This window comes from uncultured Cytophaga sp. (assembly GCF_937863595.1).
In the GTDB taxonomy this organism is placed as follows: Bacteria; Bacteroidota; Bacteroidia; order Cytophagales; family Cytophagaceae; genus Cytophaga.
Genome location: NZ_CALMGQ010000004.1, coordinates 1 through 25,139, shown reverse-complemented (window position 1 = coordinate 25,139; position 25,139 = coordinate 1). Strand labels below are relative to the sequence as shown.

At 34.3% G+C, this 25,139-nt stretch carries 24 protein-coding genes and 1 tRNA gene; 13 read left to right on the top strand and 12 right to left on the bottom strand.

Translation table 11 applies throughout. The features are described from left to right. Positions 1–91: 91 nt before the first annotated feature. The 4 genes from Q0543_RS00440 to Q0543_RS00425 form a co-directional block, all read right to left on the bottom strand. On the bottom strand, positions 92–448 hold the full coding sequence (locus Q0543_RS00440; RefSeq protein ID WP_299247509.1) for a hypothetical protein: 357 nt from the start codon (positions 446–448) through the stop codon (positions 92–94). Beyond that, positions 441–1,376, bottom strand: a complete 936-nt coding sequence (locus Q0543_RS00435) for a D-2-hydroxyacid dehydrogenase (RefSeq protein ID WP_299247507.1) — start codon at positions 1,374–1,376, stop codon at positions 441–443. Before Q0543_RS00435 ends, Q0543_RS00440 begins: the two co-directional genes overlap by 8 nt. Before the next feature lie 206 nt (positions 1,377–1,582). Then, positions 1,583–3,484 carry an ATP-dependent DNA helicase RecQ gene (locus tag Q0543_RS00430; RefSeq protein ID WP_299247504.1) on the bottom strand — a complete coding sequence of 634 codons (1,902 nt, stop codon included), beginning with the start codon at positions 3,482–3,484 and terminating at the stop codon, positions 1,583–1,585. Positions 3,485–3,495: 11 nt separating this feature from the next. Beyond that, complete coding sequence (locus Q0543_RS00425; RefSeq protein WP_299247501.1) at positions 3,496–4,155, bottom strand: ABC transporter ATP-binding protein; 660 nt, start codon at positions 4,153–4,155, stop codon at positions 3,496–3,498. Between the two features lie 193 nt (positions 4,156–4,348). Here Q0543_RS00425 and Q0543_RS00420 point away from each other — a divergent pair, with 193 nt between their 5' ends. Further along, entirely contained in the window at positions 4,349–6,061 is a 1,713-nt protein-coding gene (locus Q0543_RS00420) for a glycoside hydrolase family 9 protein (protein WP_299247499.1), read from the top strand. A 45-nt stretch (positions 6,062–6,106) separates the two neighbouring features. On the opposite strand, the gene Q0543_RS00415 is transcribed toward Q0543_RS00420, so the two are convergent. Beyond that, the gene (locus tag Q0543_RS00415; RefSeq protein WP_299247496.1) at positions 6,107–7,879 is read right to left on the bottom strand and encodes a DNA mismatch repair protein; all 1,773 of its coding nucleotides are present in this window, start codon (positions 7,877–7,879) and stop codon (positions 6,107–6,109) included. A 177-nt stretch (positions 7,880–8,056) separates the two neighbouring features. Between Q0543_RS00415 and Q0543_RS00410 the strand changes: the two genes are divergently transcribed. Further along, positions 8,057–8,983 carry a lipid A deacylase LpxR family protein gene (locus Q0543_RS00410; protein WP_299247493.1) on the top strand — a complete coding sequence of 309 codons (927 nt, stop codon included), beginning with the start codon at positions 8,057–8,059 and terminating at the stop codon, positions 8,981–8,983. A 153-nt stretch (positions 8,984–9,136) separates the two neighbouring features. Here the strand turns inward: Q0543_RS00410 and Q0543_RS00405 are convergent, their stop codons facing one another. Continuing rightward, entirely contained in the window at positions 9,137–9,766 is a 630-nt protein-coding gene (locus tag Q0543_RS00405; protein WP_299247491.1) for a porin family protein, read from the bottom strand. A 476-nt stretch (positions 9,767–10,242) separates the two neighbouring features. On the opposite strand from Q0543_RS00405, the gene sucC reads away from it, so the two are divergent. From sucC to Q0543_RS00390, 3 genes are all read left to right on the top strand, one after another. Next, a complete protein-coding gene (gene sucC / locus Q0543_RS00400) occupies positions 10,243–11,454 on the top strand; it encodes an ADP-forming succinate--CoA ligase subunit beta (protein ID WP_299247488.1) in 1,212 nt (403 codons plus the stop codon). 187 nt (positions 11,455–11,641) lie between these two features. Continuing rightward, the gene (locus Q0543_RS00395; protein ID WP_299247485.1) at positions 11,642–12,097 is read left to right on the top strand and encodes a Smr/MutS family protein; all 456 of its coding nucleotides are present in this window, start codon (positions 11,642–11,644) and stop codon (positions 12,095–12,097) included. Positions 12,098–12,361: 264 nt separating this feature from the next. After that, a tRNA-Arg gene (locus Q0543_RS00390) sits at positions 12,362–12,433 on the top strand. 163 nt (positions 12,434–12,596) lie between these two features. Here the strand turns inward: Q0543_RS00390 and hemA are convergent. Beyond that, positions 12,597–13,877: a glutamyl-tRNA reductase gene (hemA, locus tag Q0543_RS00385; protein WP_299247482.1), complete on the bottom strand. Its 1,281-nt coding sequence runs from the start codon at positions 13,875–13,877 to the stop codon at positions 12,597–12,599. Positions 13,878–14,157: 280 nt separating this feature from the next. On the opposite strand from hemA, the gene Q0543_RS00380 reads away from it, so the two are divergent. Next, complete coding sequence (locus Q0543_RS00380) at positions 14,158–14,529, top strand: hypothetical protein (protein ID WP_299247479.1); 372 nt, start codon at positions 14,158–14,160, stop codon at positions 14,527–14,529. A 33-nt stretch (positions 14,530–14,562) separates the two neighbouring features. After that, positions 14,563–15,159, top strand: a complete 597-nt coding sequence (locus Q0543_RS00375; RefSeq protein ID WP_299247477.1) for a hypothetical protein — start codon at positions 14,563–14,565, stop codon at positions 15,157–15,159. A gap of 50 nt (positions 15,160–15,209) precedes the next feature. Here the strand turns inward: Q0543_RS00375 and Q0543_RS00370 are convergent, their stop codons facing one another. The 5 genes from Q0543_RS00370 to Q0543_RS00350 all read right to left on the bottom strand — a co-directional run bounded on the left by Q0543_RS00370 (position 15,210) and on the right by Q0543_RS00350 (position 19,982). Beyond that, the gene (locus Q0543_RS00370; RefSeq protein WP_299247475.1) at positions 15,210–16,949 is read right to left on the bottom strand and encodes a thiamine pyrophosphate-dependent enzyme; all 1,740 of its coding nucleotides are present in this window, start codon (positions 16,947–16,949) and stop codon (positions 15,210–15,212) included. 18 nt (positions 16,950–16,967) lie between these two features. Next, positions 16,968–17,627 carry a 2,3-bisphosphoglycerate-dependent phosphoglycerate mutase gene (locus Q0543_RS00365; RefSeq protein ID WP_299247473.1) on the bottom strand — a complete coding sequence of 220 codons (660 nt, stop codon included), beginning with the start codon at positions 17,625–17,627 and terminating at the stop codon, positions 16,968–16,970. A gap of 75 nt (positions 17,628–17,702) precedes the next feature. Beyond that, positions 17,703–18,158, bottom strand: coding sequence for a GNAT family N-acetyltransferase (locus tag Q0543_RS00360; protein ID WP_299247470.1), 456 nt, complete (start codon positions 18,156–18,158; stop codon positions 17,703–17,705). A 31-nt stretch (positions 18,159–18,189) separates the two neighbouring features. After that, positions 18,190–18,681, bottom strand: coding sequence for a hypothetical protein (locus Q0543_RS00355; protein ID WP_299247468.1), 492 nt, complete (start codon positions 18,679–18,681; stop codon positions 18,190–18,192). A gap of 80 nt (positions 18,682–18,761) precedes the next feature. Next, entirely contained in the window at positions 18,762–19,982 is a 1,221-nt protein-coding gene (locus tag Q0543_RS00350) for a zinc-dependent peptidase (protein WP_299247466.1), read from the bottom strand. Positions 19,983–20,136: 154 nt separating this feature from the next. Between Q0543_RS00350 and Q0543_RS00345 the strand changes: the two genes are divergently transcribed. From Q0543_RS00345 to Q0543_RS00320, 6 genes are all read left to right on the top strand, one after another. Beyond that, positions 20,137–20,571: an OsmC family protein gene (locus Q0543_RS00345; RefSeq protein WP_299247463.1), complete on the top strand. Its 435-nt coding sequence runs from the start codon at positions 20,137–20,139 to the stop codon at positions 20,569–20,571. 372 nt (positions 20,572–20,943) lie between these two features. Continuing rightward, positions 20,944–21,510 carry a serine protease gene (locus Q0543_RS00340; RefSeq protein ID WP_299247460.1) on the top strand — a complete coding sequence of 189 codons (567 nt, stop codon included), beginning with the start codon at positions 20,944–20,946 and terminating at the stop codon, positions 21,508–21,510. 24 nt (positions 21,511–21,534) lie between these two features. Further along, a complete protein-coding gene (locus Q0543_RS00335) occupies positions 21,535–23,055 on the top strand; it encodes a flotillin family protein (RefSeq protein WP_299247457.1) in 1,521 nt (506 codons plus the stop codon). Between the two features lie 95 nt (positions 23,056–23,150). Continuing rightward, on the top strand, positions 23,151–24,173 hold the full coding sequence (locus tag Q0543_RS00330; protein ID WP_299247454.1) for an MBL fold metallo-hydrolase: 1,023 nt from the start codon (positions 23,151–23,153) through the stop codon (positions 24,171–24,173). A gap of 14 nt (positions 24,174–24,187) precedes the next feature. Continuing rightward, the gene (locus Q0543_RS00325; protein ID WP_299247451.1) at positions 24,188–24,823 is read left to right on the top strand and encodes a class I SAM-dependent methyltransferase; all 636 of its coding nucleotides are present in this window, start codon (positions 24,188–24,190) and stop codon (positions 24,821–24,823) included. A 21-nt stretch (positions 24,824–24,844) separates the two neighbouring features. Beyond that, on the top strand, positions 24,845–25,139 hold a 295-nt coding region (locus Q0543_RS00320), incomplete at its 3' end, for a tautomerase family protein (protein ID WP_299247448.1).

Sequence of the window (25,139 nt, the reverse complement as noted above, 5' to 3'; positions counted from 1 at the left end):
CTCTTTCCCTACACGACGCTCTTCCGATTGAACTAATTCACAAAGCTGAAAATAAGATCGTATTCTTTGTATAGTTTCTGGCAACTAGTGGCTAGAAACTATCTGCATCTTGTATATGGAACCTATGCAAAATACGATGGAACGTAGGTGCAATAAATACCCCCATAGAACTAATAAAAGCGATACCACTATAAATGGAATAAAAGGAAGCAAACAACTTAGCACTGTCTTCTTTGAGTACATCTACAGGCCCCATACCACCTAAAATCATACTTGCATTCAGTAATGAATCGATGAAGTTTAAGTGACCAAAATAATGATAGCCCCATACACCCAATCCCAATGAAAATGATAAGAAAGAAAATGCTACTATAAATGCAAAGAATGTTCTTCTTAAATAGACGCTTCTGGGGGCTAATCTATTCTTCGGTTTTTTATCGTTAAGCATTCAAGAATTGTTTGATATTACTTTTTACCATTTCAAGTAATGTTCTACGTGCTTGTATGCTTGCCCAAGCTATGTGTGGCGTTAATAACAATTTCCCATGATCTTGTAACTGTAATAAAGGAGAATGGAGCTGTAATGGTTCTTGTTCAAATACATCAAGTGCTGCCGCATGAATTTTATTTTCTTGCAAAGCTTCTACCAATTCTGACTCTACAACAATTCCTCCTCTACCAACATTAACAATTATGGCTGTTGATTTCATCTTAGCAAACTGTTTTGCGCCAATCAAAGAATTTGTGTGCGCATTCAATGGAGCATGAATACTAATCACGTCTGAAGTCTTTAAAAGCTGCTCTAATGAAACGGATTCATAACCTGCAACGGTATTTTTACCAGAAGTAGAGAAGTACTGCACATGCATGTTGAATGCTACCGCAATCTTTGCAACCGCTTTGCCAATATCGCCCATACCAATGATACCAATCGTTTTACCTGCAAGTTCTTCCAAGCCCGGACCAATATGTGTAAAGAGTTTTTGGGAAGAGTAATATTCTTCCTTTACATAGATATCGTAATAGGATATTCGATTAAACAATTCAATGATGAAACCAAATGTTAATTGAGCCACACTATTTGTGGAATAACCTTTCACATTTTTAACAGAAATATTTAATTCAGCTGCTTTATCTAAATCAACATTATTTGTACCCGTTGCTGCAATACAAATCAATTTTAATTTTGGCAATTGCTCCATTGCTGAAGCATCGATTCGGACTTTATTCGTAATAATAATATCTGCGGTTGCGCAACGTTCCACGACTTGATCTTTATCCGTCTCACTGTATTGTATAAACGAACCAAGCTCATTAAAACTTTCTAATTCGGGCATTTCGCCTAAGGTCAGTGCATCTAAGAAAACGATTTTCATGATCGGTCTTTTTGTTTTAAATGTTGTAATTTTTTGTTCCTATCCTGCTGTAATTTGTATTATTGAAAAGTCGTTCCATGAATTAAGTCATTGACCAACTAAATTAATGGTCGGACGAAGCTCAAATAGATAAAGTTGTTAACTAAACGACATTGATTCATACTTTTCATTTTTTGTACTGACCACTGTTTATTGATCACTGACTACTATTTCTTCCAGTAATATTTTCCAGAATCATCTATTTTCACCTTTCCTGTGTCCATTAAGGTACGAATAATTTCAAGTACGATATTTTTATCTAAGCCTACAAATTCTTTTTCAAGATCTTCAATTGGAATGGTTTTCGTTTGTAAAATTTGTTGAATCTGAATGAACGCACTTTCGTAGTATTCTTTATTTCGAGTATCTCGTATACATCGATCGCATATACCACATGGCTCTGCATTATATTCTCCAAAATATTCCAATACGTATTTCGCCCTACATTCCTCCGTATGTAAAAAACCAATAATGTTTTCTACACTTTCTAGATCGTGATCCTTACGGTCTTCCAGCCATTGTAAATCTAATTGCAACTTTGGTGCATCTTGTCGAGGTACTAAAAATGTTAATTGAGGCTTATCGCTTGCATCAATATATTCAATGAGTCCTTGTTGTGCTAAAAATGATAATTTATTTCTAATTTCTGATTCTGGTAATAGGGTAGATTTTGCTAAAGAAGAAAATGAAAATTCTCTATAACTCGTGTATACCTCTCCTCCAAATATGCGTAACACTTGTTTAATAAAATCATCGTGCTTGGGCATTTTCAAACGTGCATCATACAATTGTTCATGATCAACAACGATGCGTAGTTTGGGAGGATTATAAAATGCTTCCGTCAATTGTATGAACCCATGTTGCTCAATACGTTTTAGTGCATAAAAAACTTCTAATTTACTTAAGCTGTATTTTTTACTGAAATCTTCAATATCAAAAGAATAACTTTCCATAAAACCACTACCTACAGCAAGTTGGTAATAGTTAGCCAATGATTGATATATTCTTCTAATAACCTCAGCTGTGGGATGGGCTACTGGAATCTTTGCGAACAATTCATCTTCATCTTTCTTAGTATGCAACAAGACAGCAAATGCTTTATTCCCGTCTCTACCAGCCCTGCCTGCTTCCTGAAAATATCCTTCTAGCGAATCGGGAACATCCATGTGTACCACCAATCGTACGTCTGGTTTATCTACTCCCATACCAAATGCATTGGTAGCTACCATCACCCGAACTGCGTTTTTCATAAACGCATCTTGTTTGATGCTGCGTTGTTTATGATCCAATCCTCCATGATAAAATTCTGTTGGTATACGTTGTCGATTTAAAAATTCTGCAATACGCACCACTCGTGCGCGCGTATTCGCATAGACAATACATACACCTGGTATTTTTTGCAACATCGAAACCAATCGTTTCTCTTTGTTTTCTTCGTACAAACAGGAATACGATAAATTTTTACGGGTAAAGCTCTGAGTAAATATAGTGGGGTCTTGTAAGGACAATTGATCCATAATATCATTCAAGACCATTTCGTTTGCAGTAGCAGTAACTGCAATCATTGGCACTTTGGGTAAGAGCGTACGAATCGCTACTATTTCTCTGTATGCAGGTCTAAAATCATGTCCCCATTCTGAAATACAGTGGGCTTCATCAATTGCAATGCAGGTAATATTCATCTTCTGCACGCGCTCTTTAAACAAATCTGATTTTAAGCGCTCCGGAGAAACATATAATAATTTAGTGGTACCGTAAATACAATTATCTAATGCAATATCAATTTCCGATTTACGCATGCCAGAATGTATGGCTGTAGCAATGATACCACGTCGTCGTAATTGTTCTACTTGATCTTTCATCAAAGCAATCAATGGACTTATCACGAGTACAAGGCCATCTTTGGCCAATGCAGGAACTTGATAACAAATAGACTTCCCTCCACCTGTAGGTAAAAGTGCTACTGTATCTTTCCCAGATAAAATGGATTGAATAATTTCTTCTTGTAAGGGACGAAAAGTGGAATGCCCCCAATAGGTTTTGAGAATTTCATGTATTGAAGTACTCATGCCTGAATCTTTTAAATGATTATGCCATCTTTCATCACCACCTTGCGATCTGATAAATTTGCGAGTGCTTCATTATGCGTAACAATTACAAATGTTTGATTGTATTTTTTCCGTAAGTCGAAAAACAATTGATGCAATTCTTCTGCATTATGGGTGTCTAAATTCCCACTTGGCTCATCTGCAAAAACAATCAATGGATCGTTTATCAATGCCCGAGCTACAGCGACACGTTGCTGCTCCCCGCCTGATAATTGATTTGGGTAATGAGAAAAACGGTGTGATAATCCAAGAAAACTCAACAATTCTTTCGCTCTCGTTTCGGCTTCTTTCATATTACGTTGACCAATCATGGCTGGCAACAATACATTTTCAACCGCTGTAAATTCAGGTAATAAATTATGAAACTGAAAAATAAATCCTATATGTTGATTTCTGAATGCAGACAATGTTTTGTCATTCATAATCGAAATTTCTTGATCGTTTATTTTCACCCAGCCTGTATCTGGCTTATCCAAACTACCTAAAACATGTAACAAGGTACTTTTACCTGCTCCCGATGCACCAACAATAGAAACAACCTCCCCTTTTTGAACAGAGAAATCAATGCCTTTTAAAACATGTACCGTACCGTATGTCTTAAAAATATCTCCCGCTTTTAGTATCTCTTGCATAATGTATTTATTGAATGATTAAAGATAGTAAATATATATTATGATTGTCAGAAGCAAAATGAATTATAAAGGTTATTGCTGCTGATTTACAGCTAAATTAACCCTACACATAAGGAATTTGCCTCCTTGCTTTTGTATTAGAATAATTATATTTAATTTATCATTTATCCGTACATCTTTAGTATCAAATACAATGACCCGATTTATAAGTGCACTTTTATTTTTTTTTATCCAGCAAACGTTTTTACAAGCAGATATATATCCGCGTTACAATCATGCGGGCTATCCTTCAAAATCTAATAAATCCTGTATAATCCTTTCAGATGAGAGTTTGAATGGGAAACGATGGACGATAAAGAATAGCAGTGACTTAACTGTAGCTGAAGGCATATTTTCCATTTCAACAAGTGCTATTTCTGAGCACACCCCCAAGCCTTTTAATTATGAGATCGAATTTTCTTCGCTAAAGAAAATAGGTATTTATGCCGTAAATATTAGTGCGCAGAAAACTTTTTCTATTGAGATCAAAAACAACCCAACCGATTTTATCGTCGCCGAAATGCTACATTTCTTAAATAAACAACGTAGTGGTGTACCAGTCCCACCTGCCAATAAAATCGGTCATAGCGGAGATAGCTCCTGTCGTGTTTATGAAAAAAGAACAAATGCCAATACTAGTTGGGACTCAGCAAAAAAAGAACGGTATGTAGACATGATGGGAGGATGGTATGATGCAGGAGATTATCTAAAATTCACCCAAACAACTGCTTATACTACGTATTTTTTATTGCGAGCTTACGAAACTTATCCTACACACGCAACTTCCGTATCAGACAAAAAAGCAATTATGGATGAAGCACTGTGGGGCTTAAGCTATTTATTGAAAACAATGCCCAACGATTCAACTTTTATCATACAGGTTGGTAATGCAGATGATCACAAACAAGGTCCTCGAATGCCGTATGAGGACAAGTTAAACGGATTGCGAAATGCCTACTCTGATTTCAGCCCTACACAAATGGGTTTAACATCTGCAGCACTTGCATTCGCAGCGCATCTATTTGAAGCAAATCCATTATTAAAAATAAGATCAAAGCCGTATCGGGATAAAGCAATCCAGATTTATCAAAAAGCAAAACGTACAAATAAAAATCCAGCATGGGTTGAAGAAGGTTGGGAAAAATTTTACAGCGATGAATCGGGTTATGACAATATGGAACTAGCTTCTGTTGAGTTATACAAATTAACCCTAGATGATTACTATTTAGATCAAGCAAAAATGTTTGCTCAACTAGCAGGTCCTGCTTATTGGTCATCATGGGGGAACTTGAATATGATAGCTCATTTAAATCTCTACAAATATGCTTCGCAAACTGTTGAACCTTATTTAAAAAGTGATTTAAATAACTTTAACTCAATTGCTTCAAAGCAGGGGAATATATGGAGAGTTCCGCATGCCTACACTTGGGCAACCTTATATAGTTTTATGAGTGTTGCTTCTTCAAGTATGATATATAAAAATGTTATAGATGATGCTTCGCCTTATGATCGAATGAGTACAGACGTATATAACTACACTCTTGGACAAAATAACTGGGGTGTATCTATGATCATTACGGATAAAATACCTGGTAGTGTAAAAAATGTGTTTAGCCATATGCATACTTTACATCCTGAAATATCTTCAACAGGAGCTATTGCTGAAGGACCTGGTGATAAAAAAACGCACGACGAATTAATGAAGTATTTTAATATCCCCAAAAACAATTCATTCGAATCTTTTAATACAAACGAAGTAGTCTTCTATGATTACAATTCAGATTTTCAATGTATGGAAACAACCATTAGTGGCATGGCAGACGGAATATACTTCTTTACACTTTTCAATGCTATTCACGGGAAATAAAGCACATAAAAATATGTTAAAGCATTTATCTTATGTTTTACTTATTTATATGACACCCATTTTCTTCATTAAAAACGTAGCGCTTTTATTCTGGCAAATTCCTGCTCGAAGTTTGTAGTCAAAAACCAATTCATCTTGAATGATTTCAACTTCAAAGCATTTATTTGACAATTGATTCGGATATGCTTCTGTTGTATTGCATACTTCTAAATCATGCGTAGCTACAATACCAATTCCTTGCTTTGAAACTATTTTCTTAATTACCTCAATTGTTCCGTTCCGTTTATCATCTGAGTTGGTACCGCGTAATATCTCATCTAACAATACAAAACAGGATTCTTTATCTAATGTGTTCATAAGAAATTTCAACCGCTTCACTTCAGCAAAGAAATACGATTCGCTGTCTGATAATGAATCTGACAAGCGCATGGAAACTATCACTTGTAAGGGATGTATCGATGCAGCAGATGCACATATAGGCGAACCAGCACCCGCTAATACCATATTAATGCCTAGTGTTCGAAGGAAAGTACTTTTACCAGACATATTAGAACCCGTCAATATTACAAAACTACCTTTTGTAAAATCGATGGAATTACACACACGTTTCCTCGCATCTATTAATGGATGCCCTACATTTGTTAATTGAATAGAAAAATCCGTATTCAATGTTGGGAAAGTAAACGTTGGGTTATTGTAAGCTAGATTAGCATAACTATTCAACATTTCAAATTCTGCAATGATATCAATCCACTGTGGAAGCTTAGATGCATACGCATCTTTCCACTTTAATAGAGAATGGAGACTATGAATGTGGTAAAAGAAAAAACCATTTAGTAAAAACGCTCCTACAGCATTGTTTATCGTTTCAACCCGTGCAAACAATTTTGACAAACGATTAAAATTTTTACTTGCATTCCCATCAGTAGCTGACAAGATATTTTTTAAACCAATTAGTTTTTCAGAATGAAATGATTCCTTCTCAATCTTATCTATTATAATACTGTATTGTTTGATGATTTGATCTATGCGTTCTGCATGCATAAGTTCTCGCTTAATCGTTTTTAATTGAGAACCAATAAGAATTAAATTAACTATAAGTAATAATTCTGCTGCATTCAAATATAAGGCTACATCCGTTATCAAGTAAAACGTAAACAAAACAAATAATAAAATGGGAAATGCAAAAGAAGTAATTCGTATAAATAATGGTAGTTTATCTACTTTTTCAGAAGCCCAATGTATAATATTATTATATACATCTTTTGAATCCGAAGCGATGGTAGCATGCGCTAGAATTTCTTGTCTCCACTTCAATTTATTAGACAACTCTTTTATAGACAACTGATTGTTAACAATGGCATCATTCGACAAAATATTCTGTAATGAAAAAGCCAATTTAAATTTACCAAGGTAGGTAGCAGTTCTATTCAAATGTTGAAACAAACCCTTGGGACCAAACACATCTAAATCAAAGGTATTTGAATGTGTTACATCCATGTATTCAGAACCATCTTCAAAAGGCATTATTTTATTTTCTTGATACTGAATCTCATCTTGATTTACTTTTATTACTGTTGTTAAGAATTCTATTTCAATTGCTTTCTTTCGATGCCAAGTCAATATGAATGGAAATAAAAGAATAGATCCCAATCCAATCACAAGGGCAAAGTGACTTCTAGAAGTTATGAAAAAATAAAAACAAACAATTGCTACACATACAAGTGCAATTCGAATCATGCTAATCCAAAAATGCAGTTTTTTAAGACGCATTAATATTACCGTATTTGTTTCTTTTATTGAGGTATAGGTATTCATGTGTATCAAGTCAGATTGAATCAAATAACACTATTTAATAGTGCTTCATTTACTATTATGCATTATAAATTTAACTTTTTAAATCGATTAAAATAAATATTCAAAATCATTCTGGATTATCAAAAGATGTATTTTTTTCGTAACTTATTATAAGAATAAGAAGTCTCCTTTTCAATCATGCGTATTATATTACTTATCCTTTTAAATTTAACCATTCAATTTTCTTATTCTCAAGAGATTTTATCTCCTAAATATATAAATCTGCAGTTATCGAATGATTTGGTAGACAAAACAGATTATTATTATACAAGTGGCCTCGGACTAACCGTTAACCATCCCATTCTTCATAAAAACCCATTTAATAAGTTAATTCCATCATTACCGCATGCAAGTGATAAAGTTTTTGGAATTACTATTAGTCAAGATATTTTCACACCTATCAAAGTAGATACGCTTGCGTACTTGCCAAATGACAGGCCTTTTGTTGCAACCTTAATGCTCTACATGCAAAAAACTTCGTTTCAGCCAAAAAGAAAGTTGCGTCTGTATAGCGGATTAGGACTTGGATTTATTGGCAACATTGCTTTGGGAGAACAAGCTCAAAATGGTTTCCATAATTTAATTCATAATAATGTGTATCAAGGATGGTACAACCAACTTGACAATAAGCTATTATTAAATTATGAATTTCAATTACAAAAAGGTCTACATTTAAATAAAAACAATCAATTTATTGGAACAATAGAAGCAATGGCGGGAAATCTAAGGACGAATCTTGGGGTAGGTTATTTATGGAGAGTTGGCAGATTATCGCCTTATTTTGAAAGTTACAGGTATTCTAAAGGGAAGCAGAAATTCTATTTTTCATTCTTTTTAGATGTCAAATTTAAATTAATTTTCTTTGATGCCACCTTGATTCAATCCAACAATGCAATCAACAAACCAAGTTATTCATTAAACAATTTTTTATTCCATTCCAGAGCAGGCATTACAGTCATGTATCAAAAATTTGGAATGATGTTCGTTCAAAATTTTCTTTCTCCTGAATTCTCAACAGGTTTCACTCACCGCTATGCAAGTTTAGAATTGAGTTATCGTTTTTAAAAGTATCCTATAATTCGTACACGAAGTACAATCATTATTTCATTTAAATTTGATTGATCAACATGCATTTAAGTTAATTTTCTAATACCTTTTATTACTAGTAAACGCAATTTACAGTAATGAATAAATCAAAAAGATACATTCGAATAAAAATTACAATTCCTTTCCAGCGCGAGCAAATTGAAACGTTACTAAAAATTGCAAATTGGTATTGTAAATTTTAAAATCGTTTTTATAAATATCTTGTAAACCTCTATAATATCTAAGCCCGAATTGCAAGCCTTGAGAAAATTGATAGTACATACCAACTGTTGGACCAACATCAATTGCATGAAAATCATTTAAACTTTTACCTTTTACAACTTTATTATGATACTTCTCTTCCGTAACAGCAGTAAGTATTGCAGAGGTTTGAATACCTAATTGTAAATTCAAACCTTTATAACATCTATAATTTAAATTAATAGGAAGTGAAATATAGCCTAACGATATACGATAATCATGTTGATCAAGTGTATTGTACTTTGTTGAAAAGAAACTCCCTAAAGAAATATAATTTAATTCTGCATCGACTGAAAATTTATTTTTTATTTCTGTATGCGTATATAAACCAACAATTGTACCCACAGGGTAATTAGTATGCTGTGCATCATGTCCTGCAAAGGTACTCACCCCTAATCCTATTCTCGGTCCGTAATAAAATTTTGTCAACTTTTGAGCTTGACTTTTTGTTGAAAATAAAAAAGAAATAATTAAAATTAATATAATTTTGTTCGAATTCATAAGAGCGTTAAATATGTAATGTATTATACTGAAATTAAAAAAAATATTCCATTTAAGTCTTACAATAAAAATAATATATATTCCAATTGTGATCTGTAATTTAAGTTTCATTTAATAAGAGTCTACCTTATTCGCATTTTTTAATACTTTACATAAGAATACCTTTGATGAATTCCTCCTACAATTTGCACCATAGAAAATTGCTATCTATCATTATAGCCCCAATCTGATTCAGATCAACGTGAAATATCTATACATAATGGATGAATAATAATTACACTCAGTTCAGTTAAAATCAACAAAATGCCTAATTAACAGGTATTTATAAGTAAAATCCATAAAACAACTTATACTTTTGTTCACAAGCTCTATATAAATGGTTGTTTGATTTGAATTTAAGCCTTAAAACGAGTAGATTCGTGCATTGACCTTTATAATTAATTCATACAAATAACCATTTTATATCTCACTGAAATATGAATATTCACGAGTATCAAGCGAAGGAAATTCTTAAAAAATACAACGTTAAGATTGGAGAAGGAATTTATGCTGACTCCCCTGAGTCTGCAGTAGCGGCAGCAAAAAAATTAACTGAATTGACTGGTACAGATATCTTCGTTGTAAAAGCGCAGATACATGCTGGTGGTCGTGGAAAAGGGAAGTTTGTAGGCACCGAACATCGTGGAGTAATGATTGCTAAGTCTTTAGACGATGTAAAAACTCAGGCGACTCAAATGCTTGGTAATACTTTGGTAACCATACAAACAGGTGCTGCTGGTAAAGTTGTAAACCGTTTGTTGATTGCAGCTAACGTTTACCAAAAAGGTGAAACAGAATTAAAAGAATTGTATCTTTCAATTTTATTGGATCGTGGTACAGGTCGTGATGTAATCATTGCTTCTACTGAAGGTGGCGTAGATATTGAAGATGTTGCACATAATACGCCACATTTAATTACAAAAGAATTTATCGATCCAGCAGTTGGTCTTCAAGGCTTTCAAGCTCGTAAAATTGCATTCAGTTTAAATCTTTCAGGTAAGGCATTTAAAGAAATGGTTACGTTTGTAACACGTTTATATGCTGCTTACAAAGCAACAAATGCTGAAATGATTGAAATCAATCCTGTATTAAAAAGCTCAAGCGATGAAATTATTGCTGTAGATGCGAAAGTTTCAATAGATGATAATGCATTGTTCCGTCATCCGGATTTAGCAGCATATCGTGACGTTACAGAAGAAGATCCATTGGAAGTTGAAGCAGCAGAAAATCACTTAAACTATGTAAAACTTGACGGTAACGTTGGTTGTATGGTTAACGGTGCTGGTCTTGCAATGGCTACGATGGACGTTATTAAATTAGCTGGTGGTGAACCTGCTAACTTCTTAGACGTTGGAGGTGGGGCAAATGCGAAGACAGTTGAAGCTGGTTTCCGCATCATTTTAAAAGATCCAAATGTAAAAGCAATCTTAATTAACGTATTTGGTGGTATCGTTCGTTGTGACCGTGTTGCCAATGGTGTAGTTGAAGCATATAAAAATATCGGTAATATCAGTATCCCAATCATTGTTCGTTTGCAAGGAACAAATGCGGAAGAAGGTGCTAAAATTATCAACGAATCTGGCTTAAAAGTTCGTTCAGCCGTTATCTTAAAAGATGCTGCTAAATTAGTAACAGAAGCATTGGCTTAGTCGATCTCGTTTCTCACATTGAAAGCGCTTGGTAGTTTAACTATTAGGCGCTTTTCTTTTTGCCAAAGGCGAAAAGCTTAATGCCTAAAAGCTATAATTACTTTTGCGTTAACTTTTACTTTTAGCTTTAGGCTTTCTGCCTTGAGCATTTTTTCGTAATTTGAAGAACAAACCTCAACCAAAGATTATGAAAATCGGAGATCACGTGCACATTGATGGCTACGAAGGTGTAGGCGAAATTATAGCAATCAAAGGACTCAATGCAGAAGTGGCTATGGGTATTCTTAAAATGAAAGTAAAATTAGAGCAATTAAGCCCAGCTGGTGACGACGAATGGGAAGAAGATGAACTTGAGGAAACATCTTACGAAGGCGTAGACACACGTGCTAAGATGCAATCCTTTCAATTTGAGTTGGATGTACGTGGTAAGATGCGCGATGAATTAATACCACTTTTAACAACATGGACAGACGATGCAATATTAATTGGAGCTACATCCGCTAAAATTATTCATGGTCGTGGTAATGGTGTATTGCGTGATACGGTACGCTCTTTTCTAAAAAAATACAAAGAAGTAGAAAAAGTAGCCAACGAAGAAGGTGGTTGGGGTGATGGAGTTACAATGGTTACGTTTCGGAATTAGTTACCAGGTTCTAGTTGCTAGTTGTTAGATAAAAAGTTTTGAGTATTTATTACCGAGTATAAAGGCAAAGAATAAAATAGTGTTTGTGTTCTTTAGTCTTAATAATTAAGACTACTTATTGCTAGAATAAAAATTCAATCTTAAAGTGATAAAAATTACTAATAAAAACAACCACTACATCTAGCAACTGGAAACTAGGACCTAGAAACTAACAAACTTTCTTGCGTCCTCGCTTATAATAGTTTAGTTTTGCAAATCAATTCTGCACCCGTAGTATAATGGATAGTATATCAGATTCCGATTCTGACGATATGGGTTCGACTCCCTTCGGGTGCACAAATAACCACATGATTTAAAATTGTGTGGTTATTTTTTATTGTAATAAATACACAATTATGAAACTTATTTTATATAAATACATTCAACATTTTTCTTTGTAGGAATGCACTAAAAAGTGTTTTGGCATATTTAAAAATAATTTCTATAAAATATACTAAACCTAAACCTTAACCTTAGCAGTTTCTGTCTTATTTTCTAAATCAAACAATTCATTTAGAACACTTATTAATGATTCGGCATCTCCCCTCTTACACGCAGCTTTTAAATTCAATACAGGGAGTTTAAGTATTTTCTGCATAATCCCTTTCGTAATCAATTCGATCTTATCAGACTCTTCTTTATTTAAGTTTTTCAAATGGCGTGCTAATTCAGAAGTCCGAATGGATTCAAGCGCATCTTTGAATTTATTTATAACGGGAGAAACTGATATTTCATTTGACCAATCATTAAATTCCATTATTGATTCCGAAATTATTTCTTTTACTAAAGGAATTGATCCCATGCGCTTTTCAAGAGTTTCCGTGGTTCGATTACGAATATGATCAATATTGTAAACCATTGCACCTGGTACATCATCAACAGCTTCTTCCACACATCTAGGCACAGAAATATCTATAAAATATTTATACGAATGAATTGTTAACTTTTGAACTTCATTCTTAGTTATAAAGGCATCAGGCTTACAAATTGAGCCGATGATTACATCCGCTTCTTCAATTGCAGTCCAAATATCTTCCATTGCAATAAAATCAACATGATACAATTCAGCTAGATCCTTCGCTTTAGATAATGTACGATTTGCTAAGGTTATTTTACTGAAAAATGTTTTAGAAACATTTTTCAACACATCCGCTCCCATTTCTCCCAAACCAATGATTAAAACTTTAGGCTGAACCAATCCGCTACACAAACTTTCTGCTAATTCTGTACTCGCATACGAAATAGAAGCTGCACCATCTCTGAATGCAGTTGTTTGAACGACTTTTTTATTCGTAAAGAAAATAGTGTGCAACAATCGATGTAAATAGGGCCCTGCCATGGATATATCTGCAGACCATTGATACGCTTGTTTTATTTGAGTAATGATTTGGTTATCCCCAATTACTTGTGACGACAAACCCATACTCACATTAAAAACATGACCCAAAGCACGTGTATAATCATTTATGATATCAAAAAATAAATAATATTTTCTGATATCTACCAAACCTTTTTCCAAACAAATTAACGTAATGATTTCTTTACTCCATTCCTTTTCAGAAATATAATATACTTCTGTCCTATTACATGTTGAAAGAATAAGTACTTCTTCTACAGAAGTCATATCCTTTATTGTATGCATGACTTTTTTACACGAAAATTCATTTAACGACAATGACTCTCTTATTGATACAGGAGCTAAATGATGTGAAATAGAGAGCACTTTAAAGTTTGATTTCATACGTCAATTCAATAAAACGGAAATTATTGTTTGGTAAATCATCTACGTAATCATGCTCCTATTTGGATTCACAGCAGTCTTAATTATTTATAAATAAATTGACAGACAACCAATTAAAAAATAATTTCATTTTAATAAATCCAATGAAAACTATTAAGACGTAGGTATGGATAATTACAAATTTACACTTCTATACGTCACATTTATGAAAAAAAGAACCATTATAAAAATTTGCATAGGTCTATTTTCTCTCCTACTAATTTCATTTGTTGTACTTGTTATGCATATTAATAGTGTAACAAAGAAAAATACAACTGAAAATATTAATCAGCGCCAATTAAGTCGAATCGATTTTAAAGTACATGTAGATTCTACAGAAGCGAATAAAATAAAAAATTATGTAGCAAGTTTAGATGGTGTAGATGGTACACATTTCAATATACCAGAAGGCATTTTTACATATAGTTATAAAATGAATAAACAAAACTCTAAGGTAGTATTTGAAAAAGTAATGCAATTAGGAAATTATGATGCACACATATTTACCATCAGTGCTGCAGATGCTCAAGCTATGGGAGGTTGTCCAATGAAGATCAATGATCATTCTTTCTCTGCCTACTTAACAGCCTACGTAACAAAGTTTTTAAATTAAAATTAAATATATAAACAATTAAACTATCTGAATATGAAAAAGAACATTTTCTTATTAGGTGCTTGCTTTGTAGCAATGACACTTACCATTTCTTCTTGTAAGAAAAAAGACGACGGCCCTGCTGCGATGACTGTAACTCCTCAACCTAAGCCAACTTTGTATGAGCGCGTTGGAGGTACAACTATGACTGCAGATCCGAACAACACTGGACAAATGATTGAAAAAGGCAGATTAACATTACGTTCTGTAGTGGACAGTTCTATAAACGTAATTGCAGCAGACGGACAGTTAGCAAAATACTTCCCAGTGCTTTTTGCTGAGTTAGGCGAAAACCCTAAGAATACAAGTGGTTTAACTGCATTAAGTAAAAACTTTACGGATTTCATGTGCGTAGCTACAGGTTCTAAAACATACCTATATACAGGTTTGTCCATGACAGAAACACACGATCCTGCTAGAAATAGCCGTATGGGAATGAAAGCAAATTCTGCTGACTTCGATAAATTTGTTGGTGATATTGGTACAGGACTTGCTAAAAATGGCGTAACAGCTGCAAACAACAAACAATTGGTTGATGATTTAGTAGCATTGTTATATACTACTGAAGAAGCAATTGTACAAGACAAATAAAAATATAAATGGTTTACTAAACGTTTCATACGTTCAGTAAACCATTTTTTTTACAATATATCCTTCATGTGTTTTTTATTGGATTCAATGGTTTTCCAAACTTCTTCCATCCTACCATTCAACATCAACTTCGTCATAGACGTAGCCATACCTTTCATCTGTTCAAAGGTTATTTTAGGCGGCATAGCTAATGCATTTGGATCTGTAATCACATTCAATAACATGGGGCCATCATATGAAAAGGCTTGCAACAAGGCTTCATCCACTTTAGTTGGATCGTTAACAGTAATCGCTTTCATACCCATCGCTTCGGCAATTTTAGAAAAGTCTGGATTAACCATAGTTGTTTGCCAATCGGGCAATCCAGAAACTTCCATTTCTAATTTAACCATACCCAAACTGTGATTATTGAATACAATGAGTTTAACAGGAAGTTTATATTGAACGATTGTCATGATGTCGCCTAACATCATAGAAATACCCCCATCGCCACACATTGCAATTACTTGTCTATCGGGACAAGCCAAAGCAGCACCAATAGATTGAGGCATTGCATTGGCCATAGATCCGTGATTGAAAGAACCCAACAGTGTTCTTTTACCCGTAGCTGTTAAATATCGTGCTGCCCAAACACATGTCATCCCTGTATCTACGGTATAGATCGCATCTTGAGTTGAAAGAGCGTCAATTCTTGAAGCCACAAATTCTGGGTGAATACAATCTATTTTTCCCGCATCATCCACATAATTATTTAATTGTTTTTTTACATTCGAATATTCTTCTAATTGTTTCGTTAAAAAAGTATTATCTGATTGTTGTTTTATATGAGGCAACAATGCAAGGAGTGTATCTTTAATATTTCCACATAATCCCATGTCTAGCTTAGCCCTTCTACCAAGCTTTTCAGGAGCAGTATCAATCTGAATGATTTTATTTTTAACAGGCATAAAATCAGAATATGGAAAATCCGTCCCCAATAATAACAGAACTTCCGATTCGTGCATGCTCTGAAATGCAGATGGTAAACCCAGTAAACCCGTCATACCAATTTCATTTGGATTGTCGTATTGTATGGACATCTTTCCTTTGAACGAATAGCCTACGGGAGCGTGTAATAATTTTGAAAGTAGAACAATTTCATCGTGCGCATCTGCTGCACCTATACCACAAAATATGGTAATTTTTGAATGTGCATTTAACAGTTCTGCCAATTGAATCAATTCTGCGTCGGATGGGCGAATGATGGGGTTGGAATGATATACATGCATTGCTGTAGGACTTTGTTCAGCAGGCATATCTGTTATATCGCCTGGCAAGCCAATTACAGCAACGCCCTTTTTATGTATGGCATTTTGTATGGCTGCTTGAAACATTCTGGGAAATTGCTTTGGTGTAACAGCAATTTGATTGTAACAACTGCAATCGTCAAATAATTTTATCGTATTGGTTTCTTGAAAAGAGTCTGTACCAAACTCTGTAGAGTGACAGGTCGAAGCGATTGCAATAACAGAAGCACTCGATTTATGTGCATCATATAAACCATTCAACAAATGCACGTGACCAGGTCCACTGCTGCCTGCGCAACAAGCTATACCATTTAATTGCGCTTCTGCACCAGCAGCAAAAGCACCTGTTTCTTCGTTACGCACATGTATCCATTCAATCTTTCCACTTCTTCGAATGGCATCGTTTACAAAGTTTAAGCTATCACCTGTAACGGCATATACTCTTTTAATACCAGATTGCACCAACATTTCTACCAACTGATCGGATACTGTATTTGAAAACATAGCGTATTGAATTTAATTTTATAAACAGGTTGAATTTATAGTAGGAGACGAAGTCGTTGTTGAGGTATCTGGCAATTTAATGTAATGAACATCTTTAAGAGTAAGAGCTGAAGAGAACTCATATAATCTGGGAGCACCTGTAGCCAAATCTACATGCGAAATATCTTCTGGAGAAATATGCTCTAAATACATCATTAATGCGCGCAGGCTATTGCCGTGTGCTACAATTAAAATATTTTGTCCAGCTTTTAATTTGGGAGCAATTTCTTTTTCGTAATATGGAATAACACGTTGATAGGTATTTTCTAAACTTTCGCCGCCTGGAGGAACTTCTGTAAAACTTCTTCTCCAAGACATCAATTGTTGCGCACCATATTGCGCGCCAACTTCTGCTTTATTTAATCCTTGAAGATCTCCATAATTACGTTCATTCAATGCTTTATCTTGAACGATTGGTATTATCTGATCGATTTCATGGAGAATAATATGTAGCGTCTGAATCGCTCTCTTTAATACTGAAGTATAGGCAACATTAAAGATATAAGGTTTTAAAACGATACCTGCGAATTCAGCTTCATGCTCACCTGTTGGTGTTAAATCAACATCTGCCCAACCAGTAAATAAATTTTTCAGATTGTATTCGGATTGTCCATGACGAACGATTACTAAAATTGACATACGCTATATTAAATGGTGCTCTATTCAATATACAAAAAATACAATAAAAATTAAAAAAAGAAACGTCTATTTGGATTACAAAAGCAATTCATAATTAAGCCAATCGGTATTTTCAGTCGCTCCTATTCTTTCATAAAATTTCAAGCCAGCTTCATTCCATGGTGCAACGGTCCATTTAATTTGTGAGCAATCATGAAGTTTCGCTTCATTCTTTAAGGCTTCCATTAACTGCTCTCCTATTCGTTGATTCCGATATTCTTCCTTCACAAATAGCTCTTTCATGTAAATAGCAGGTCTATTCTGAGCAGTGAATGGAAGAAAATAGTAGACTAGAATTCCTATAATTTCTCCTTCGCATTCTGCAACGAAACAATGAAAATCAGGAGGACTTTTACGAAAACCACTTTCTCCAACAATGTCTGGTGTGATGGCAAAAGAATCGATGTATTTTTCAAAGACAGCCAAATCACGCATCAATGTCCAAATTTGATCGACATCCGTTTCTATTGCTTTGCGAATTTTAATATTCATATAAGTATACAATTACTGTGTTTAAAAAGAATTATAATACGTTAGTACTTGAAATTATTTCGAGTTGTTTTATATATCGGTAACATCTATACAATAACAGAAAGCCAATAACACCAAAAGAGCAATCTATCAATTGCCAATAAAATGGTATGTGCCGGATTGGACCAGCAATAAATGCCAAGGGAAATATCATTGCACAAGCAATCATGCCAAATTGAATTACCCAGATATTTTTGACAGGATCTTTATAGGGCCCAATAAATACAACTGCTATTACGATATGAGCGAATGCGAGCCAATCAGTTCCATAACTTATAAAAGGATATGCGTCGTTGGTAGACTTAACTGCAGTATAAACATTCAGCAACCAAGATTGAATAAATAGTGGAAACACGTCAATATGATTAACTGCAATTTCTAGTTGTGTCTCAATTGGAAATGCAGTAATTCCACTTAAAATTAAACCTATCATAAAAAAAAGAATGTAGCTTTTTATTTTCTTTCTTAACTTTTGTTCCTTCATAATTTCATTTCTTACGATTACATTTCAGAGCGATAAAGACCTATTCAACATAAAAAATTCCCCATCGAAGTTTACAGGTACTAAAACTTCACTAACTCGCCTTCAAAGCGAGTTGCTACCTTCTTCTTAACGGATAAAAAAGTAAAGACCTTATTTAAATTTTGACAGGTAGAGGAAAGCTTTGCATAGGTAAGCTTACCCTCAAACAAATAACAAACAGAAAATGAATATTCAACATCTGGTTTCCAATTCGTAAAATCCCATTGTTGTTTCAATCCGTTATTTCTAGTCTCTTGCACCGCTACATACAACACATTTGAATACGACACAACGGATGAAAGAGAAACTATTCTAGGAAACATCAGATTGAATAAAATTCGTGCCAGTGGTTGTTGTATTTTAACATTATCTGAGTATAGCATAAAAGAACTCTTGATAAGGAAATGATAGATGCCATAATTACCAATACCTAAAAGAATGCATCCAAGTATTGGCATTTGAAACGTAATGAAACCAGCAAATCCATTAAATACAAGATACGCAATGACTTCACCAACTTGATTTAACAATGATGAAGTATTGCCATAAATTTCTTCTCCCGATATTGTTTTTATTTTCGTCGATTCATTCGAATACCTTGCGTTCTTGGAAAGAATATTTTGTTGATATGCATCATCTAAGGCTTCAAAAAGCTCTGGTTCATTTTGAAAGAACTCTTTAGGCTTTTCAAAATAATATTCTGTTGCAACAGCTAAGAATTCGGACATGTTTGTGGTTGCATAATTTCTAAAAAATATTTTACCTGGATTATTTTTTAAATAGTGTCTGCCTATGGTAATAAATTTATCCAAACAGGCGGAATACATTTCGTCCACATCCTTATTAGCGATATCCATAAACTCAAGTGCATGGGCAAATTCATGCAAACCCACATTCTGTGCATTGTCATCAATAGACATTCCTTTATAAAAATCTTCCCAAGACAATACAATAATACCCGATGTATTCATTTCACCGGTATGCATTTTTTGTGTAATGGTCGACAAATACTTTTCAGGGTAAACAATTATTTTATCAAAATAATCATAGCCATAATGCTTTTTAAATCCTAGGGTGAGTTGTTGTGAGCAAGCTGCAATAAGAATAATCATTCGATTGGTTAGTTTTAGTCCTTTCTTAGGAATAAAATCTGTTCCATCAATAAATAATTTGGTTCGATTACAAAGTAACGTTCTTCTATCTTCGTTTATTTTTTTAAAATAAGGAAACTCAAAAAGTAAGACATTGTAAATTTCGTGCATTGAAATCATATCTGAAATCTACTAAAAAAATGAACAAATGCCATCTTAATTAATCTACTTCTATTCTTTAAGCCATAAAAAATGCTTATATTAAACAAAGAGCAAATTCTTTTAGATACACTCAAACTCTTATATACACTTTAAATAATTACTTATGATTCGTAAAGCAAATGCCGTTTGGCAAGGAACAGGCAAAGAAGGCAGTGGCATACTTTCTTCACCAAGCACTATTTTAGATAATACACCCTATTCATTTAAAACACGATTTGAAAATGAAGATGGCAAAGCGGGTACAAATCCAGAAGAATTAATTGCTGCAGCACATGCAGGTTGTTTTACTATGGCCTTAAGCTTTCAGCTCTCAGGAGCAGGTTTCACACCCACAAAACTATCTACAGAAGCAACAATAACTATGATTGAAGAAAATGGAGGATTTAAGTTTAAATCTATTCATCTTCATTTAGAAGGGACTGTTCCCAATATAACAGTAGAAAAGTTTAAAGAGCTATCCGATACAGCAAAGAAAAACTGTCCGGTAAGCCAAGCGCTTTCTGCTGTTGAAATAACGCTGTCCGCTAATTTGATATAATAAAAATTGGTTTTTATATTTTAACATCAAGGTATTTTAGAGTCAATAGATATTTTATAACTCTAAAATACCTTGATCTTACTACTAGAGTTTGATCTATAACGTTACGTTATGTATTTTTTGAAACTAGAATAAAAATTGTTTAAAACATTTTTTACGAATTCCAATTTGCTTTTTTCAATATTTCCAACTCATTTGATAAATATATATTTCCTACAAAATGCAAACATTCAATCTGGTTTTCACGTTAATACACATTCAAATTAATCCTAAAATCAATTACCAAAATGTAATTTTCTGAATGTACTGTGTCACTTTTTCCTACCCTCATATAGGAATACAATTTGTGTTCAATTTAAATTTAACCCTAAAATGGAATTATTAGATAATCTAGAACCGCTTCTGCGCGTTCTATGGTATGTTGCCATACCCACAAGTGTCATCTTCCTCATTCAGACCATTATGACTTTCATCGGTGCCGATGGAGCGGATGGAATTGATGCTGATTTTGATGGAGACTTAGATCATGGAGACTCGCATTTTCAAGTATTCTCGCTTAGAAACTTAATAAATTTTTTATTAGGCTTCAGCTGGACAGGGATCTCCTTTTACAATCGCATACCTCATACGTTGCTAATTTTAGTATCGGTTGCTGTAGGTTGTTTATTTATTTACATGTTTTTTGTAATCATAAGAGAATTGCAAAAACTTGCTGAAGATAACAGCTTTACCTATGAAGAGACCATTGGTAAAAGTGCAGATGTGTACTTAACGATACCGGCTTTAAAAGCAGGAAAAGGCAAAATAATCATTAGCGTTCGCGGATCGGTGCATGAATTAGATGCTATGACCAATAACGCAGAAAAAATATCCACAGGTGCAGTTGTAAAAATAGTACGTATTGAACACGGAAACATTTTATTAGTAGAAAATATCTAACTTACAAATCAAATATACCTAACCATGACTGAGATTATTATTATTGTTGTAGCGGCCGTTGTCGCATTTGTTACCATATCAGCCCTAGTTGCTCGATACAAAAGATGTCCATCAGATAAAATACTTGTTATTTATGGTCGTACGGGCGGTTCTTCTGCAAAATGTGTGCACGGCGGTGGTGCCTTTATTTGGCCTGTCATTCAAGATTACGCCTTTTTAGATTTGAAACCTTTGTCGATTGAAGCCAATCTAATGAATGCATTGAGTAGACAAAATATTCGAGTGGATGTACCGTGTAGATTTACGATTGCGATTTCTACGGAAACAGACACCATGAATACGGCTGCTGAGCGTTTATTAGGCTTGTCTTATGAAAACATTCAAGAGTTAGCAAAAGATATCTTATTTGGTCAATTGCGTTTGGTTATTGCAACCATGACCATTGAAGAAATAAACTCCGATCGTGATAAGTTTTTAGAAAATATTTCTAAAAACGTAGATAGTGAATTGAAAAAAATTGGTTTGAAATTAATCAACGTGAACGTAACCGATATCAAAGACGAATCAGGATACATTGAAGCGTTGGGTAAAGAAGCGGCTGCAAAAGCAATCAACGAAGCGAAAGTAAGTGTTGCAGAACAAGAGAAAATAGGTGAAACAGGTAAGGCTTTAGCTGACAGAGAAAAAGACACACAGATTGCGGAAACACACAGAGACCGAGATGTTAAGATTGCCATTACACAAAAAGATAGAGAAGTAAGTATTGCCGCTGCCGCTAAAGACGAAGCGATTGGTAAAGCAGAAGCGCAACGTGATACCCGTGTAAAAACATCTGAAGCAAATGCAATAGCAATTACAGGTGAAAATGAAGCAAAGATTTCGATTGCAAATTCAGAAGCATTACGAAGAGAAAAAGAAGCGGAATCGTTACGTATAGCAATCACAGCAGAAAAAGTACAACAAGCGAAAGCTTTGGAAGAATCTTATGTAGCTGAACAGAAAGCTGAATTAGCACGTTCTGAAAGAGAGCGTTCAACACAAATCGCAAACATTGTAATCCCTGCAGAGATTGCGAAGCAACGTGCCATCATTGAAGCGCAAGCAGATGCAGAACGTATCAGAGAGAACGCTCGCGGTGAAGCAGATGCAATCTATGCGAAGATGGAAGCAGAAGCTAAGGGTTTGTATGAAATACTAACCAAACAAGCAGAAGGATACAAACAAGTGGTTGCAGCGGCTGGTGGTGATCCAACAAAAGCATTCCAATTATTATTACTTGAAAAATTGCCTGAATTGGTTCGCACACAGGTTGAAGCGGTTAAAAACATCAAAATTGATAAAATTACTGTTTGGGATTCCGGTAGTGGAAGCAGCGAAAATGGCAATTCTTCTACAGCGAATTTTGTATCCGGCATGATGAAAACAGTTCCACCGTTAAATGACTTGTTTAACATGGCTGGATTGAATTTACCTACCTATTTAAAAGGAGAAGATTTGCCAAAGGATATAACTGCAACGGAATCTATAGATGTGCCTAAAAAATAAATAGACTCGGTATTGAGTACCTATAAAAAAAATACGTAATATTAAAGAGGGACTGAAAAGTCCCTCTTTTTATTTAGCAAAGAATTGAACAAAGCATGATAACCAAACATACCGTACCTTATAGTTTTACAAACAATTCCAATCTAAAAACGATGCTTCTCCCCTTCGATTGGAAAGGAACACCATTGGATTCAAAAGGTAATTTTTTAAATCATGAGTTTGCCTTTATTAATTCCTTTGTTGAATTATGGAAATGGCAACGTATGACGAATCCACAAAAAGCGGAAAAGAAAAATAGTAAGTGGAAATTAGATTGTAAAACAGATAGTAATTTCCTCACTTCCAAACAAGATTGTATCGTGTGGCTGGGACATGCATCTTTTTTCATCCGACTTGCGGGCATAACGATGTTGATAGATCCCATCTTATTTGATATTTCATTCTTAAAACGGAGAGTGGCACTTCCTGTAAATCCGAATGAATTAAAAAATATCGATTACATTCTTGTTTCACACGACCACCGCGACCATTGCGATGAAAAAAGTTTGAAGATCCTTGCTAAAAATAATCCCAAAGCAATTTATTTAACGGGTTTGAAAGTTGACAAGGTAATTAAAAATATAACTCATAGTACTTCCATCGAAGCTGCTGGATGGTATCAGCAATTCACTACCAAGCCAGAGCTTACGATTACATATGTACCGAGCAGACATTGGGGAAGACGGTATTTAACAGATACAAACGTACGCTTGTGGGGAGGTTTTGTTATTCAAGCTGCAGGGAAAACCATTTACTTTGGTGGCGATAGCGGCTATGGTGGACAGTTTGCAGATATCGGAAATGCTTTTCCAAGTATCGATTATGCATTGCTTGGTATTGGTGCTTATAAACCCGAATTTTTTATGGGACAAAGTCACATGTCGCCCAAGGATAGCATCAAGGCTGTGAATGAGCTTAAAGCAAAATATATGATTCCCATGCATTATGGAACCTTTGATTTGTCAGATGAGCCCATTGGAGATCCAATACATGTATTGAAACAAGAGCAAGAGAGACAACATGTAGATGGTGATATTCTATATGTGTGTGCTGGGGAAGTGATACCAATGCATATATAAATTTCAACTTTCTTATGGACAATCAATTAAAAACAATCGCTGTATACAATCAATATGTAGCTTCGTATGAACAAAAGTTTATGACCTTTGATTTATACAATGATACGTTTGATGCTCTCTTAGAAATAACACCAACAAATTGTAAGCTACTTGAACTAGGCTGTGGACCAGGGAATGTTATAAGATACTTGCTGAAGAAACGAAACGATTTAACTATTACAGGGATTGATTTAGCTCCTGAAATGATTAAACGGGCTCAAGAAATCAATCCTAGTGCAACGTTTCATTTGATGGACATTCGAGACACAAAACAACTCGCAAATCAATATGAAGTTGTCATAGGAGCATTCTGTCTTCCCTATTTATCATATGAAGACTTACCTATTTTCTTTCAAAACTTAAATTCGTTGACTCTTAAAAATGGATTCATTTATTTAAGCTGTATGGAAGGAGATTGTGACAAGTCTGGTTTTGAAAAAACAAGCTTTACAGGTGATAGTGAAATGTATATCTACTATCACCAACGTTCTACGCTCGAAAATTTACTATCGAAAAATGGATTTCAAATTGAACATTTTTACACCAAAGATTATCCAGAAACAGATGGGACAGTAACAACAGATCTGATTTATATTGCAAAGAAGGTTTAAATAAATACTTAAAAATATTCCATGGGACAAATTAAAATATTCGGAATCAAAGATGAATTGCATCCAATAAGAGAACAATTATCGCAGGTTTTGCATGAATGTATAATGGAAGCGTTTCAGTATCCCAAAGAGAAGAAAGCGCATCGTTTCATTTACATAGATGCCGATAGCTATTTCTATTTCGATACACGAACGACAAAACATACCATTATTGAAATCAACTTGTTTGAAGGCCGATCGATTGAGGCAAAAAAAAAACTATATCAATTACTATTTGATCGATTTGATGCGGAGTTGGGCATTTCAAACATGGATT